Below are 16,325 nucleotides of genomic sequence, written 5' to 3' on the forward strand. Positions count from 1 at the left end.
GCGCCGACAGGCGTTACTTCGCTTGCAGTGTTTTGACGACGGCTTCACCCAGCGCTTGTATTCGCTTTCGTCGCCCTGAAAAGCTGAGGGATCCCCAGAAAATCAGCCCTAATAAACCAGCACCATATTTCGGTAGGTGCTGGCGAGTTGGGCTAAAATACTCTCTAGCTTTACCCACCTGACTATTTGAGGTGAATGCCGCAACACATTCTCCGCCAGTGTCAAAAATGATATCACTCTTCGACTTTTAAGGCTGTTCGCCTGATAATGAAGATGAAGACCTTTATTTTCAAAGTGATATCCTAATAACCAGAGCACAATTGATGCCTGTGTCGCCAGCAGACTCAGCACCCAAAGCCGCTCCCCCGTTTTGCTTCCACAGGCGCGTAAGCCAAAGCCAAATCTCTCACTCTTTTCATCGCGAAAGTTTTGTTCAATCTGCATGCGTCTGCTGTAGAGTTTCATGATTTCACGGGGCTTGAATTCATCTGTATTGGTAAATATCAGCCATGGCTCTTTGGCTGACGCTCGCTGTTCTTTTTCTGTTGTGGGATGGCTGGGTTTCCCTTTGCGACGTTGGCTTTTTCGGCCTTTCGGCGCTTTTTTATAAAGATAAAAATGTCCGTTGCATTGCACCTTTTTTGAACGTGCCAGCGTACCGGCTCCCAGATATTCCGCCTGTTCCGTACCGGCACAGTCTTTCACGTTTCGCCAGTGTTCAGGGCCGCGATGAAGGCAAAATTTTACGTTTCCGCGGATGCGGCCAATAAAGTCCCATCCCAGCGATTGGATATGCCGAAACCATCCATTGTGGAAGCCCGCGTCGGTGATGAGGGTGACTTTCGTTTGTGGTGCAATAGCACTGGCAAGCGCGTCGAGAAAGGCTTTCTGTATCAAAATATTGTTTTGCTTTTCTGACGGAACCACCTGACTCATCAAGGGGATAGCGCGCCCATCACAAACAAGGCTGGCACGCAGGACTTGAGTAAGCAGAAAGCGATCTGGCTGGTTGAGGGGATTTTTGATGCATTAAGTTTGATGCAAAACGGGATCGCGGCGGTGTCTATCATGTCGTGCAACAACTATCCAGAACAGGCGTTGGCGCAACTGGCGAAAAGTCTGGGAGAACGCCCCAGGCCGGTGCTGGTGTGGGCGCTGGACAACGATCCGGCAGGGAAAAAATACACCATCCGTCACGCCCGCCGGAGCCAGGAGGCAGGCTGGACGGTCAATGCGGCCTGCGTGCCTGTGGGCAGACAAAAACGCGACTGGAACGATCTGCACATTCAGGGAAAGCTGACTCCACGCGATCTAAAGGAATATCGCTATCAGGGGGATTTGTTGCTGGCCGACAACGCCGCAGATAAGGCGTTACGGATCGCTGAGCATACCGAACGGCGGGAGTTTCATTTTGAATTTGATTCGCGTCTGTATTGGTTCAAGCTCGATCTCGACAGGCACATGAAATTGTTGGTGAGCCAGGAACGGGGAAAAGTACCTTGATCGATTTTCTCTGGAAGCTGTGTGGCCGAGATGATTACGAAGGGTTCGACCCGACCAAAGCCTCGGACGCAGCCAGAGCACGAAACTTTGCACAGGTTGGCAATCTGCCCGTCGTGCTGATTGAGGGTGACAGAACGCAGGACACTATACGTCAGCGGGCGTTTGATTTTGATGACCTGAAACCGCTGTATAACGGTAAAGGTATGCGGGCGACGGGGGTTAAATCCAACAATAATGAAACCTATGAGCCGCCGTTTCGGGGAAGTATTGTGATCGCGCAGAATGCGGACGTGGGTGGTTCACCAGCATTGCTTGAACGTATCGTGCATATTCACACGGATAAGAGCGCACAGACGCCACAAACGCGCCAGGCGGCGGAGCGGCTTGAGCGTGCAACGACAGAGCAGGTATCTGGGTTTATCCTCCAGGTGACACAGGCAGAAACGGCTGTACTCGATGTGTTCAATCGCATCTATGAGCAGGCTAAAACCGAGCTGGAGAACCATCCAGAGATAAACCATAACCGTATTGCCAAAAACCATGCGCAGCTGATCGCTATGGTTGAAACTTTAACGCTGGTCTTGCCTGTTCAGGCTGATGCTGTTTTTCAAACACGGCAGACTTTGGTTGCGCTGGCCGCAGAGCGTCGTCAGGCATTGCGTACCGATCCGCCGCAGGTACAGGAGTTCTGGGAACCGTTTGAGTATCTGGATTCGCTCGATCGCTATGGACTGAACCACGCCGGAAAAGATAACAGGGAAGGGATGGTGGCGGTGAATTTCCAGCACTTTATCCAGATGGCATCTGAATATCGGGTTAACCAGTCGTTTGTGATTAGCGACCTGAAAAAACAGCTTAAAGGCGGTACTGGCTTCCAGTTTACGGGCAATAAAGCGGTGCGTAGTCTCCCCAATGAGTTGTACAACAAGGGCAAAGGTCAGCATGATGTGATGCGCCCTGAAATCGTTCGCTGCTGGGTATTCAAACGTAACGCGCTGCAGCACAGCTAATTCCGGCGATGCTGGCCAACGGATGGCCGGTATCGTAGATAGCTTTACCGTCCTTCAAACTCTCCCCCTCACTCTCCCATGCATATCCTCATAACTGGTTAAAAAGTAGCCTATACGTGCCATTTTCAAAATCTTAGGGGGTGCACCGGAAAAGCGTTACAACTGTTACAAAATTCAAAAATACTATTTAATATATTGAATAATATAACTATTTAATAAATTGGAAACCGTTACAAAAGCGTTACAGAAGCGTCACGATGTAACGGTTATGAAGTGTTACAGAATAGGTTTTTAACTCATTGATTTTATTAGGTGTAACACTTTGCGTAACGGTTTGTAACGCCTAAAGTGTTACATGTTTTTCTGTTATTTATCAGTGTATTGGATAGGGTTTTTATGGGGTGTAACGGTTGTAACAGTTTTCCGATGGGTAACTGGAAAACGCTTCTCGTCGGTAGTTTTAAGTTGTACGGAATGGCATGAAGCACGTTATCGGATGTATGGCAGGGGGGCGGAATAGACAGGCATCATTGAAAAAATGCCCCGTAGAACGGGGCTAGGGTTATTCCAGAATCAATTGCTCAGGTTTGCAGTGATATAGCTCAGCCAGCCGCTCAATGTTCTCTTTACGTGGCCGTTCTGATTTCTCAAATTCGGACACAGTAGATTGCTTTATGCCTAACTTTTCCGCGACCTGTTTTTGTGTCATCCCACGGTAGATCCTCCAGGCGGCTTGCATGGTGCAATTTTTGGCGGTCAGGATATTGATCACTTCATTAGGGTACTGCACATCATCGCTGGCGCCAGTATCGTTTTGTACCAGTTGATACAGTTCATCGAGTTCACTGTTATGAATCAGTTTTTCAAACAGTGCTATTGGAATAACGGCGGAAATCTTTTGTCCGCGCTCGTCAGTGATGTATTGAATGTTGGACATGATAGATTTTCCTAATCTTTAACGTTTCATATCGTCTCATGTTGGCACGGCTTTGCTGCGTGTTTAGTACGTGGTACTGGTGCGGCGCAACACACGCTGAATCTCAATGATGACTGGCTCCCCCTTTTGTATCTCAAACAGCACACGATAATTTCCTACCCTTAAGCGATACTGGCTACCGCGATCTGTCAGCTTGGTAATATCGAGCGGTTTACTCTTTGTTACGGGGTACTCCTCCAGTGAATTCACATTCGCCTGAATTGCTTTCTGATCGTTGGCTGGGAGTTTGCGGAGGTCTTTAACCGCCTTACCCATCCAGACTATGTGGGCCATCCTGTTTTCCCTGAATGTTTAAAGCCAGTCTATTGCGTCGCGCATTATTAATATAGGGTTTAATCCCTATATTGTCAAAGTCTTGTGCCTATACATAGCGTTTTAACCCTATTTTTTAGGCGCGGTATTTCTGTATTACGGTGTGGGGCAATGCGATGAAATAGTGGCAAGAACACCGGATAAAATCACCGCACAACGTTGCACGAAAATGCACAATTTTTTTGATGCTATCTACCCCTTTTCGCACCAGTTCTGGCGCGGGTTTGCCCTTGCTGCACAACTGCACAAAAACGCGCCATTTTAATGCGCGGGCGTGGAGGGGGGACAATTGCGCGCTGAGGGATCTGGGTGATACCGATGTTTATTTGCTGTAAGAAAGACCATGCTTATTTAACGCAGTATGAGACATGCCCTGTGATATCCATCAAAATGGAACGCTTAAAATCGTTTCTAGGGGTTTACATGAAAGCGGTAGCCAATTGCTAATCCTTGTTATATAGGCATGATATTTATTTTTTATTTGTGAATTATTTTGGTTGAAAACCACGGTGAGACTGATCTGTGCTCACTTAATGATAAGCGCAGCATAGAAAATGTTTGGCAGAGTCAGGTGCGGTGTAAGCGGTCTTTTGCCTGGAAAAAGTCGTATTACACCGGATGGGAAAGGATTACTTCAGGAACGGGAAGCGTTCATCAAAATTCATGTGGTAAATGGACTCAGCCGTAGCTGTGCTGGTGTTATCAGACTCTGGTGTTTTGGCCAGATAGGTTGTTACTGCATCCAGTATCAGCGCAGTGTAGCCACGCTTTGACCGTTTACACTGTCGCTCAATCTCTGCGTCGATCTGGTGAGGTACACGCAATGTCCTTACCCGTGTTTTACCGTTACTGCTGCCTTTCATGTCTTGATCCCCAGCGTTGTGTAATACACCCAATTCTTCATCTGGTTGCAGGCCAGCAAAAGTATACTTCGGTGTAATACGCCGGCGACAAACATAATCGCGGGGGTAATGCCTCCAATTAGTAGAACATGTATCTTTCGATGAAGGAACCGATGACTTTCTCGTGAACCTCAATTGAGCGTGAGAAGCAAATCGTTTTGCGTGCCAGACGCTTGATGCGGGTACGGAGCGTCAGATTGTTACGCTCAATGCGCTGTGTAAAAATTTTACCTGTCAGGTGCTTCTCCTTCGGCACTTCTCTGGCATAGCTGCCCCAGCCGTCGCTGGTTATCATGCCAATGCTGAACGGCGTCAAAGGGGCCAGCAACTCCCGACATGTCTCACCGGTGCGTGGACCGCAGGTGTAGGCCAGTACACCGCCGGTTTTGGTGTCGTAAGCATACCAGAGCCAGTGTTGTACGGCTTTGCTGCCAACAAAGGCCCACTGCTCATCAAGTTCACAGATAAGGGCTACGTCGGCGTGAGCGACCGGAGAAGAAGTTATGCGCTGGGGAGAGAGTTTTTTAAAGCACGTATGACGGTGTTGGTGCCTATCTTCAGCGTTCTGGCGGTATCGCGCACACCGGAACCGTTATGCGCCATATCAACGATTTGTTCTTTGACTCTCGGCTTCCGCGCTTCATAGGTGTAGGTCAACTGGAAAACACGTTTACATGACCGACACCGAAAGCGCTCGTGTTGTGAAGTACTACGACCATGGCGATAAATTTCATCTGAATGGCATCGGGGACAATGGACGGTAACGGTAGCCACAGAAAACCTCAAATACCCATAGGGTAACAGAAATTTCTATCGATTGAAGGCATTACCGTTGTCTGAGCCAATCGCCACTCAACTGCATGTTTATCCATCTGATTTATTACACTTAACAGAGTATGGTGGTCACCTATCATTATGATGGGTGACCACCAGCACTGGCTTGCCTATCAATACATGGTTTACGATTTTTCCGGTAGGACGAAACGCACCTCAATACGACGTTGGCGCGCATCTTCGGGTGGAACACCAGGGATCGGCTGAGAATCGCCGTATCCAGCGACAATTACCCGACGCGCAATGGCTGGGGCAAGATCGCCCACGATAAACTTACGTGCTTCCCTCGCACGAGCCGCCGATAGCGTGAAGTTGTCGTCATACACCGTGCAAAAGCTCTCAAAGTTCGTCACCGGACGTGTTACCGGCAAGTTATCGGTATACCCTTCAATAAACACCTGTCCGGTGGTGAACTCGTTGAGAAACTGCACCACCTGTGTCTCAATCGTGGCAAAAGCTTGATTGGCCTGTGGCGCGATACACGCACTCCCTCGATTGAATACACCGTCACGCAAGGTGATTTTTTGTGAGTTCACATCCAGTGCTACCAGCCCTTCGTTTGCAGTACCATTAAGTGACGCTTTGATACTGCCCAGCATCTCGCCGACTTTAGCGCGTTGTGCATTGGTTCCTTGTTCCATCTCTTGCTTATGTTTGATATCTGACCAGGTTTTCTGTAGTACCGACATCACCAGCAGCAACATCACTACTGCCATCACTCCTGACATCAAATCCGAGATAGAGACCCACTCATTGGGTTTGTCTTTCATGAACAATCCCCTCAGGCGGCGTTGTCAGCCGTATTCAATGTCATCAACGTCTTATCAAGGCTTTTTAACGTTGCAGCTATCGGTTTCAGGGTCAGTTCGAACTGCTGAGCTAACCGTTCCCGTTCTGGCGAAGAGAGGGTTTCACGGATCACGCTCAACTCTTTGAGTGCATCAATTAACCTGTCGTCCAGCGAAGAGAGAGCCGTGGAGGCATCTGCGCTACTTAGTGTTTCATCACGCAATAATTCAATGCTGCGCACCAGTTGACTGATTCCCGCATTAATGGCGTCCATTCCCGGCTGTAGAGGACTATGTTGCTGCATAGCTTGCAGTTCGTTGACCAGTTCTTCGAGCGCTTGTGCGCTTTTCTCGCCAGACTCCGTCATACCCGCATAACGATTATTCAAGCTTGCAACCTGCCGATTGCTGCTGGATACGGCAGTAAGTCCATTAACAATTTGCTCACGCATATCATCAACCAGTTTCGTCATCGCAATCACTTTCTCGTTCAATGTTTCACTGGTGATCATGAACTCACGCTGGGCGTCGCGTTGTGTTTTCATCGATTGGTCGATAGAAACACGCACTTCACTCATGGTGGTGCCAACGTTTTGCGAAAGATCGGAAACCGCATGAGAGATACCATCCGTCGCGTTTGCCATACTGGTGGATATCGAGCCCATATTCTGGCTAAAGCTTTCACCCATTTGATTAATGGTGGAACCTAGATCGTTTTTCACCGTTCCCAGCATATCGGTAATACCTGTACGGAAATCACCAATTGCGCCTTGTAAGTCTCCCGCTGAATCGCCCATTTCCTGTGCTGCATGGGCCATTTTCCCTGCTGACTGTTGTATAGCGACAAGATTATCGCTATTGGCATCAATAAAGCGTTGCAGTGATTCACGCGTTGTCGTCAGCTCAGCCAGCTGTTGCCGATTCTGTTCCGATTGAGCCTGATCGCTTGCTATCAACTGTTGTTGTGTGGTTTGCAACATATCGCTGAGTTTTGCCATGTGATTCTCACGGTTCTTATCTTGTAACGATGCTTCATAGCCTTGATCTACGAGAATCTTTAATAAAGGTTCTAGCCCAGCGTGCAACGTTTGCAGCGACTGGCGTGTTGCTTCCCCCTCGCGCTGAGCGCAATCCAATCCTCCTTGCAATGCATCAAGTAAGCGCTGCTGGGCCTGTTCATGTTCGATACGTTTATTCTGGCGAGATAGCTCAAACGCGGCTTTCATCTTCTGTGTACACCAGCGCAGGCGTTTTTCGTCATAGCCTTTGGCAGCAACCCAGGTCTTTAGTATCAGGAATGCACTGATCCCCCACGTAGAGGTCTTAAATTTTGTCCCTAGTCCTTCCATCATTCCCATTAGGTTGGACATGGCGCTATCCATCCCTGCGGAATTTGCATCGATCAATATGTCCGATGCCTTATTCAGCGCAATTCCGAGACCAAGGAATGTTCCCAGCAGCCCTAGAATTAGCAAAATTCCAGGCATAATATCAGCCATTTTTTCGGCTGGGCTGGCGACAACTTCACTGATCTCATTTACAGAACCATGTTCAACATCAAGTGCATCCGTAGATTCTGAGGATACGTTCCCCTGCCATTTATTTTCCCAAAATTTGACGTTAGCCTGGCGTGAAAGCTTTACTATTGTCAGGAGAACCAGAAACAGCATCACCCCGCCAAACATCAATTGGATAATGTCGAACTCTGGCAAGAGAAAAGCGAGAAATTCATGAAAAGTCATGCTGCCACCTCAACCAGTTTACTGGCACGTTCACGGCTGGCTTTTTCAAAGATGTTGGCAAAATCGATAATCAAGCTTTGCTGTTCACTATCAAGATCTTCCCAACGTTTACCAAACTGCGCACATTCAATAATCACCATACCGACCGCGCTGCTGTCTTCCATCAGATATTCCTGGCCCTCAAATTCTTCTGGCTCTTTTTCCAACATTTGCAAAAAACCTTCTGCGGCAAAAACATAGTTGCGCATTTCATTGGTACGTTTACGCTTTGCTTCCATCTCAGCCTGTAGTTTAGGTAAGCGAGCTTCAAGCTCTCTCAGCATTACAACCTCTTCTGCCTGGAGATCGTCAAGGCGCTGACCGATCTGCAAACGACGCAGCAATACCTGCTCTTTGGAAAGATCGCCATTCAAAGATTTCCAGTCATTTTCCATATCTTGCAGGTTATAACCCCAGGCCATGATCATTTCTTCAAAGACAAAAGGAATGAGTTTCTTACCGAAACGCGCCATCACAACGCGATCAAGACGTTGTGCCGCTTCATCACTCAATTGTGGATTGGGCTTCAACAATTCGTTGCCAGTTTCAATCAGGAACAAATCGTCGTCAGTTATCGCATTAATGTCCTGTGCACGCGTCAGATGTTGTTCGGTATCTTTCAGCAGCTTTTGAGACGCACGCAAACGAAGGTAATGCTCAAAATCGTTGATTTGGATATTCTCCACTACATCCTTAATTTTTGTGGAGAGTTGAGCATAGAGGGTAATCAAGCTAGCGAGATCAACTGCGCTGGCAGCTTCACCACGCATTTGGCTGCGGGCTTCGCGTAGCGCTTCTTCATGCTCACGCGCTTCGTCCATTTCTTCCTGCGTGAGGAACAAGTCTTTAAGCTGTTTAGCTTTTTTTATTGCCCATTCAATGGCTTTACCAATGCGTTTAGCTAACTCACTTTTGTCCCATTCAACTAACAGCCCAAGCGCTTTATCAAGTGCTTGCAATGCACCACCAATCCACGGGAATTGCGGTAACACTTTCCCTGCCAGTTTTGCTGCGTTCTGAACGATAGGGCGGATCACATTGCTGATAAACGGCTTCACCTTCTCCCAGACGCTTTTTACACTTCCAACAAAGGTTTCCGCTTTTTCTGCCATCCAGGAAACTGCTTTAGCTGCGGTTTCTTTGGCTGTATTCCATACCCGCCCAACCGTGCTCGCCACAGAACTGACTGTGCTACTGACCCAGCTCACACAACTTGAAAACCATCCCATGCTTATCTCCTATTGTTTTTATTGAATACCTAATAATTTTTTTGCCGTGCTGACTTCACTCGCTGTACGCCCTGAATGCGTGGCAATCGCTTGATGAGAAGCAAAAACTTGTTCGATGGCACTGCGTAAGTGACTGATACCAAGTTGTGGCGTTATCTCTTCCTGTTCGGCCTCCAGCAACACTTTAGGCAGTGCAAGACGCATACACGTACGAATTTCACGACCGGCAAGCCCTTCGGAAAGATCGCTGACAGCCTCTAATAGCGTTTCTCTCGCCTGAGATAACGGAATCTCCGCAACCAAAAATTTGTTCCATAGCTGCTGACGCGCAGCAAGATCAGGCAAGGTAAACTCAACGTGGTAACCAATGCGGCTACGAAAGGCTTCATCATAATTTCGGGCAAAGTTAGTGGCAAAAATGACAATCCCTTCAAAACGCTCCAACTCAATCAGTAAGGTCGAACGCATTGCATTCACCTCATTGTCGACACCTTGTGTGACAGAAGAGAGTCGTTTACCGAGTAACGTGTCGGCCTCATCAAAAAAGAGTAACGCGCCAGTTTCCTTTGCCGTGGCAAACGCAGCCTGAATATTCTTGGCAGTCTCCCCCATAAATTTACTTTCCAGCTCAGCAATGCCGAGCGCAATGAAAGGCATGCGAAGTTGCCCTGCCAGCGCTTCAGCACACAGGGTTTTTCCCGTTCCAGGCGGACCATAAAAATTAAGAATGGCAGTTCTTCCCATCGGATCGACACAGGAAAAATTCCACTGTTGGTAGATAGTTTGATGAAAGCGGAGTCGAGCCAGACATTCATCCAATGCAGTGCGTGTGGAGTGCGATAAAATAACGTCTTTATCGAGGGTAAATCGCGGATTTTGTATTAACCCAATCCCTGAGCCTTCTTTATTACTTTCCCCTCGTTCAAGTGAAGATAATGGTGGCCTGAGTGGCGCGGGGGCGTTGTTTTGTGTCGTCATGAGTCTTTCATCCATGGAAAGAAAAGGAACACCAAAAAAATTAGCCTGCTAAATATTTAGCTCCGAAATTTCCAGGATAGTTATTACTGAAAATTTTACTTAGGAGTTATCGGCTAAAAATTTAAGCACTTGAGTAAAAATCGACATGTATTGTCGCATTTTCGCTACCGTAGAATTGTGCGTTTTTCATCCTTTAAAAAGTATGGTTTTTTATTTCTACGTCATCACACAGCTTGTAATGTCGACAATCAATATTACCGCTAATTTGTGCCGTTTTCATTATAATTGCAATAGCTGCTGTGGTTTCTCCTTCTAGCCAATATATATAAACCAACATCAAAAAAACAATGTGCATATCTGTATTTAGTTGATGAGCAAAGAATTTAAACGCACCACGAATAAACATACAGTCACTAAAAATATCAATGTTCATAAAGCAATCTTATACAAATCATGATCTGGACTGTTTAACAAAACATGCACAGAAAGATCATCGCCAAAAGGCTGCGTTATCTACTACATGTTGGTGACTATTTTACAGAGAGTGGCGACAATCTATGTCGCCACATGAGCAGAAGAATGAATTTGACACATTAGATGACGCAATAATGAATGATTATCGCTTTCTCAATTCATCATTGAACAGAAAGCCTTCACCAATTTCTTGTGAAACTCTTTTTCGAATTTGATGAATCACCATGATTGACGGAATGGTTACAGAAAATGCAGGGCCACTAAAATATTTCACGCCTGAGCCCAATAAAGACACCGCCCCCACCAATTGCCCAACAACAGGAATAGAGCCAGCTGCGATGCGACCCGCAATAAGTGAGCCTATTGACAATAGCGCACTTAACGAAAGAGCCGAATAATGTAATGCACCCTGGGGAATTTCTCCTGTTTTAGCTAAAATCTTAAGGTAATCTATTTTTTCTTTCTCAGAAGTCGTTTCAAGTTTTTCCCGAATAAGAGATACAACTTTGGCATAGATGGCTTTTTCTAAGGAAATGAACCCAAGGTTCTCATGTTGAGGAATGCCCAACTTTTCGGCAGCATCATCCAGTATTTCTCGATAGCAAACGCCATGTCCCCTGGCTTTGTTAGCAACTGAATCTCCCCCCATCAGTTGGAGTTCGTGAGTTAGCGAAACAGGGTTGGTTTCATATTTCTGTATTGCTGCACTTTTTCTCTGGCACAATATACCAGCGAGAACTTTCTTTTCCTGCTCAGTCGCGTGACACAGAGGTAAGTACAATCCAACATCCTGTACAGCAAAAGGGTTCACAACTTGGCTTCCATTTGTGCCCAAAGGAATGAGACTGTGCGTACTCGCATGATCCAAATTCAGGTAATTGATAATGCCATGCAAGTTATCCCAATAGTCCATGTGACCAAGCCAGTGAAAGGCATGGTTTTTTACTCTCTCAATGCTATCGTTTGGTGCTTTAATAGGGTAGCGACCAATACATTTTTCCAGGTCAGGTTTGATAAACTGTAATATCCTATCTCCGTCAGAGTGGATATTAAAAATAGAGCCGGATATAGTATTCAATATTACCTTACACTCTTCCGTCTCAAGCGGACGCGCCCCCCCCATAAAGACAACATTATTTACATTGAGGGATTTAAACTTATTGGGGAGCTTAAGAAATGTTTCAATGATCATTCTGGCACCTAGCGAGTGCCCATAAAAATTCAATTCTTTATAGGTTGTTTTTTCTTTGTTTATAAATTCATTGAGTTTTGAAAGAAACTCATCTGCATGTTTAGGTATACTTTTCTCTGTATCTAGATAGCTATTTATAGCATCCCACGTGAGACTGGTTGTTGCCCCTACTACTCCTGCAATATTTAGCATGGCGTAACCAGCCAATTTTTTATAATCAATATCCTTGGCATTTCCTGCTGGCCAAAACATAAAGACATTTGTGGTATTACTAGCACGAAGAGGAACTTTTTTCTTCAGTTCTTTTTCTTCAGCATCGCTGGTAACAGCAGAATACCCGTGAATATAAATGTTTAGAATGTCCCCACGAGAGGTATTACAAAAATCAAAAAAAATCTCACTCCTAGCCATGATCACCTCAAAGAAAAACTTTCCCTCTTGATATAAATCAAGTAATCCTATTATTTATACATCTGAACCATTCGTTGAACTTTTTTCCTAGGCCGTGTCCCTTAACTTAACAACCGTTTTAAAAATAACCTGATCGCTCCCAGTTTTAGCATACTCAGGTAGTTTCTGGCTGTTTTCTCCGAGCGGGTGGCAATACGGCGATTTTCTTTAAGTATCGCAAAGCCAGGGCGGGATTCCACTTTGTTGATGAATTAACCAAAGATAACCTCGCTACGAAAATCTCCTGACCATCCGGCACATTGTCGTTTGCCCGCTATGCTATCTTTTTTTCCTTCATGCTGTTTCAGGACACTCAACGCCACTCGATTGAACAGCGCCATATGCGCTGCCCCTTCCGCGTCTTTCAGGTTCATCTCATCTTCTCTGAAAACCACATCCAATACCCAATGCAGTTGATTTTCTATGCACCAATGCTCGCGTATCATTTGTGACGCTACCCGTGCGTCTACCCCCAATGAACTGACATACCAACGCGACTCTCTGTGTACCACCTTTCCCCGTTCACCACGCTCACTCACCACTTCTATTAACGTACGAATTGTCGGCCAGCGTTGTTTTAACTCCTCAGGAAAGTCCGCATCTATCTGCATCACCTGACGATATTCCGTCCGCCCATGAGCTTGATTATTTTCCGTATGCGTCGCCAGTCCTTCATCGGCATAACATGAAGAAAAACGCTGTTTAACAAATTCATACAGCTTTTTTTGGTTCCCTTTAATGCCGACAATAAACTCGCCTTTACGCTGACAGATAAGCCGCAATGTCTCCACCTGACAATGAAGCGCATCCAGCGTGACGGTCGCATTTTCCAGCGACAGACATTCAATAAGCTGACGGGCCACCGGTCCTTCTTTACCTTTGCTTTCAGTAGATTGTTGATACAACGCAATACCATTGCCAATGTCATAAGCGCTGACGACATGCAGAGCTTGCGCTAAAAAGCCGTTGCCCGTTCCGCGAAGCGTTTTACCGTCAATCGCTATCTGTTTTCTGCCATTACTGCTGCGACGTTCATTAATCCAGCTTAACAGTGCCGACATCAGGGACTGGCTATCTAATGCCTTGATAATATTGGCGATACAGTGACGTTTTGGAATGCCATTAGCAAAAGGAGAATGCTGTCTCAGCCACGGGAGTTGGCACTCACCGAATTGCTGTATGGCTTTCCATCCCGATGCACCGCTTAGCACAGCGGTAAAGGTGAGGAAAATGACGTCCATCAATTCATGCTTTTTATTCGTTTCGCAGCGTGGGTCGGGTATTTCATTGATATAATTAAAGATAGTCATTGTCTTTCACTGAGAGTTAGTGGAGATAAAACTCAGATCAATAAAATCGAAATAAGTTCTCTATTTCAATAAATAAAGTGGGATCCCGCCCTGGCCCCATGATATGCCGTGGAATACGCAAGGTATGGTATATAACAATTGTGTTGCTTACCTGGCTAAAGGGCTGCGCATGTGGGCAGTTATGACACGCGACAAGTCAATCTCAGACGAGACATTTCGCTCCTATTTATTTTATGCGAACCGGGTAGATTTTGGGGAATGGGCGCTTTTCCTTTGGCAGTATAAGCGCGCTCAATAGAACGCATCACCATATGAACCGGCTACAGAGCCGGTTTTTTTGTACCCACTCAAACGGTAACGGCAGCAGCGGATCATGATGTTGGTTCAATCAGGGGTTCGTGTTGGTTCAAAATGGCATGGTGTCGGTTCAGTTTTTGAGGAAATAGTTAGTTAAAACAACCGTCTTTACAAATTGAACCAACTGAACCGACTGAACTAACATACTTTTGCTTATATATGCGTTTTCAGAGAAGTGAACTATCGAACCGATCAGGGCTGTAAAGCTATAGTGTGAGCATAAAATAGCCAATAATCACCATGATTACCCCTGCAAAATATCCCCGGCATATCCCCGAAAAAACAAAGGAGTCGCGCTATTAACGCAACTCCTTGAATTTGGTGGCCCCTGCTGGACTTGAACCAGCGACCAAGCGATTATGAGAACCATGATCCACCCTTTAAAAACAATGTGTTACGTTGTTTATCAATGGTTTAATAAACGAATATTATCGAATGTTGACGAGGGTTTGTGTTCTGAGGGGGCAGAAAGGGGGCATCTTTTTAGTTCTCTAGCGGGTTGAGCTTGATAGCTTCTTCCAGGTGATCGGGGGCAAAATGCGCATAACGCATCGTCATTTTTATATCGGTATGGCCGAGTATCCGTTGTAGTACCAAAATGTTGCCGCCGTTCATCATAAAGTGGCTTGCAAAGGTATGGCGTAGAACGTGGGAAAGTTGGCCGTCTGGTAATTCTATTCCCGTTCTCTGCATCGCCTTACGGAATGCTGAATAACAAGGAGTAAATAGCGCACCGTTTGTCTGTGGCAGTGACTCATAAAGTGCCTGGCTAATGGGCACGGTTCTGTTGCGGTTTCCTTTTGTGTTCATGAAGGTAATCCGATACGGCGTGACGTGCGCTCGCCGCAGGGATTCTGATTCACTCCATCGTGCACCAGTGGCTAGGCAAACGCGCACCACGTCATATAAACATTCTGAGCGGCTGTTCTGGCATTCTTTCAAAAGAAGATCTATCTGTTCTTTTGTCAGAAATGACATTTCGCTTTCTTCTGTCTTGAATGGTCGCATGGTTTCTAACGGGTTCTCATGCTTCCAATGTCCCAGCCGTTTTAACTCATTAAATACAGCACGGAAGTAGGTCAGTTCAAGATTAACAGTGCGCGGGGTTACCTGTGCAATACGTGATGTGCGGGAAAATTCCCCCGATAGGCGCTTCTTTCTAAACAGAGAAAACATTGTGGTATCGAATTCGTGCGCGGTTGGTTCCCCCATGCACTCGCAAGCGTATTCCATCGAACTCTTGCGCTTTTCCCCGTCATCCAACGTGATTCCGTGTTCATCAAACCACATATAGACCAGCTGTCGCAGCGTGCGTCGGTCTTCTTTTCCGTCTAACCACGGCTTGTTATGTAGGTTTTCAATAACGTGTTTTTGATACGCCAGGGCTTCACCTTTTGTGGAGAACGTCTTACGAATTCTTTTGCTGGGCTTGCCCTTTGGTTTACCTTCTGGATAGAAATCGAGAAGCCATTTTCCATCGGTTTGTTTCTTTATACTCATTTATCAGAAGTGCCGAAAATTATTTTAACCCACTCATCACGCTTATATTTATTATGTCCTTCGCTTTTAATCATTGTGTTTATTTTTTGTATCTCAAAATAACTCCGCTCGCCTGTGTTCGGGTTTTTACCTGATATGCTTACAAAGCCGTGTTTGTTTTCTAGCATCCGATCAATAAGTGTTTCTGTTTTAAAACGTTCCTTGTCTTTTACATAAGTGAAGGATGTAAGTATTGGGGGGATCTCCTTAGTGATAGTCAGCGTGCAGGCCCCATGTCTTACAGCTTTCGCGTAGGAGAACATTTCTTGCGTGTTAATTTTCAGCTTTTGTTTGCAAAAGTCTTTAAAATTAAATCGTACTGTTCCAACAAGAATTTTTGTTTCGATGTACCTTTCTTCAATGCTATGGGTTATATCATCGACTTTATCATTTACTTGTAGAATAAACTCACCTTTTTCAGATATCGCTATCTCTTGTACTTTCCCTTGAATCCTTTCTTTTTTTTCGAGATCGTTTAGATATGAAAATTCAACATCTACTGGTATTCCATTCCATAAGACAGCCTTTTGATTAACCATTTTAAAAGGATATGAATCTAGGTCTAAATTATCCTCATAGATATAGTTACCCATGCTATCAACTTCTGAGGTGGTATCAGAATTTCCATTGCTAGAGTTAGAAAATATTTTTTTTAAAAAGCTAAACATA

15 protein-coding genes and 2 pseudogenes are annotated in these 16,325 nt (G+C 45.7%); 2 read left to right on the plus strand and 15 right to left on the minus strand.

The window, feature by feature from the left end:
- Window positions 1-108: 108 nt before the first annotated feature.
- A pseudogene (locus DMB82_RS03100) lies at window positions 109-981 on the minus strand (IS4 family transposase); the annotation flags it as partial.
- Between DMB82_RS03100 and DMB82_RS03105 the strand changes: the two are divergent.
- Both DMB82_RS03105 and DMB82_RS03110 read left to right on the plus strand, forming a co-directional pair.
- Window positions 982-1,503 (plus strand): toprim domain-containing protein, encoded by a 522-nt coding sequence (locus DMB82_RS03105; RefSeq protein ID WP_116156490.1) that lies wholly within the window; start codon window positions 982-984, stop codon window positions 1,501-1,503. It abuts the pseudogene before it with no gap.
- A complete protein-coding gene (locus DMB82_RS03110) occupies window positions 1,500-2,513 on the plus strand; it encodes a hypothetical protein (protein ID WP_116164879.1) in 1,014 nt (337 codons plus the stop codon). Before DMB82_RS03105 ends, DMB82_RS03110 begins: the two co-directional genes overlap by 4 nt.
- A gap of 562 nt (window positions 2,514-3,075) precedes the next feature.
- Here the strand turns inward: DMB82_RS03110 and DMB82_RS03115 are convergent.
- The 14 genes and pseudogenes from DMB82_RS03115 to DMB82_RS03180 all read right to left on the minus strand — a co-directional run bounded on the left by DMB82_RS03115 (window position 3,076) and on the right by DMB82_RS03180 (window position 16,324).
- Entirely contained in the window at window positions 3,076-3,450 is a 375-nt protein-coding gene (locus tag DMB82_RS03115; protein WP_102118100.1) for a helix-turn-helix domain-containing protein, read from the minus strand.
- Window positions 3,451-3,513: 63 nt separating this feature from the next.
- On the minus strand, window positions 3,514-3,783 hold the full coding sequence (locus DMB82_RS03120; RefSeq protein WP_116156487.1) for a type II toxin-antitoxin system RelE family toxin: 270 nt from the start codon (window positions 3,781-3,783) through the stop codon (window positions 3,514-3,516).
- Window positions 3,784-4,451: 668 nt separating this feature from the next.
- A complete protein-coding gene (locus tag DMB82_RS03125) occupies window positions 4,452-4,685 on the minus strand; it encodes a hypothetical protein (protein ID WP_102118098.1) in 234 nt (77 codons plus the stop codon).
- Window positions 4,686-4,803: 118 nt separating this feature from the next.
- A protein-coding gene (locus DMB82_RS03130) for an IS1 family transposase (protein WP_228400042.1) occupies window positions 4,804-5,498 on the minus strand; the annotation gives its coding sequence in 2 pieces (ribosomal slippage) (window positions 4,804-5,255 and window positions 5,255-5,498; 696 coding nt in all).
- 185 nt (window positions 5,499-5,683) lie between these two features.
- On the minus strand, window positions 5,684-6,328 hold the full coding sequence (locus DMB82_RS03135) for an OmpA/MotB family protein (RefSeq protein WP_116155694.1): 645 nt from the start codon (window positions 6,326-6,328) through the stop codon (window positions 5,684-5,686).
- Window positions 6,329-6,339: 11 nt separating this feature from the next.
- Window positions 6,340-8,088: a hypothetical protein gene (locus tag DMB82_RS03140; protein WP_116155693.1), complete on the minus strand. Its 1,749-nt coding sequence runs from the start codon at window positions 8,086-8,088 to the stop codon at window positions 6,340-6,342.
- Complete coding sequence (locus DMB82_RS03145) at window positions 8,085-9,356, minus strand: hypothetical protein (RefSeq protein ID WP_116155692.1); 1,272 nt, start codon at window positions 9,354-9,356, stop codon at window positions 8,085-8,087. Before DMB82_RS03145 ends, DMB82_RS03140 begins: the two co-directional genes overlap by 4 nt.
- Window positions 9,357-9,374: 18 nt before the next feature.
- Window positions 9,375-10,334 (minus strand): ATP-binding protein, encoded by a 960-nt coding sequence (locus DMB82_RS03150; RefSeq protein WP_116155691.1) that lies wholly within the window; start codon window positions 10,332-10,334, stop codon window positions 9,375-9,377.
- A 193-nt stretch (window positions 10,335-10,527) separates the two neighbouring features.
- Window positions 10,528-10,767 carry a hypothetical protein gene (locus tag DMB82_RS03155; protein ID WP_116165044.1) on the minus strand — a complete coding sequence of 80 codons (240 nt, stop codon included), beginning with the start codon at window positions 10,765-10,767 and terminating at the stop codon, window positions 10,528-10,530.
- A 183-nt stretch (window positions 10,768-10,950) separates the two neighbouring features.
- Window positions 10,951-12,411 (minus strand): DUF726 domain-containing protein, encoded by a 1,461-nt coding sequence (locus tag DMB82_RS03160; protein WP_116165046.1) that lies wholly within the window; start codon window positions 12,409-12,411, stop codon window positions 10,951-10,953.
- 101 nt (window positions 12,412-12,512) lie between these two features.
- Window positions 12,513-12,632, minus strand: a pseudogene (locus DMB82_RS03165) (IS5 family transposase); the annotation flags it as partial.
- Window positions 12,633-12,662: 30 nt separating this feature from the next.
- Complete coding sequence (locus DMB82_RS03170) at window positions 12,663-13,760, minus strand: ISAs1 family transposase (RefSeq protein WP_116166572.1); 1,098 nt, start codon at window positions 13,758-13,760, stop codon at window positions 12,663-12,665.
- Window positions 13,761-14,600: 840 nt separating this feature from the next.
- Window positions 14,601-15,617 carry a phage integrase gene (locus tag DMB82_RS03175; protein ID WP_116164124.1) on the minus strand — a complete coding sequence of 339 codons (1,017 nt, stop codon included), beginning with the start codon at window positions 15,615-15,617 and terminating at the stop codon, window positions 14,601-14,603.
- Entirely contained in the window at window positions 15,614-16,324 is a 711-nt protein-coding gene (locus DMB82_RS03180; protein ID WP_116164126.1) for a hypothetical protein, read from the minus strand. Before DMB82_RS03180 ends, DMB82_RS03175 begins: the two co-directional genes overlap by 4 nt.
- Window position 16,325: the final 1 nt, after the last annotated feature.

Origin of the sequence: Pectobacterium aquaticum (assembly GCF_003382565.3) — a bacterium.
Classification (GTDB): domain Bacteria; phylum Pseudomonadota; class Gammaproteobacteria; order Enterobacterales; family Enterobacteriaceae; genus Pectobacterium; species Pectobacterium aquaticum.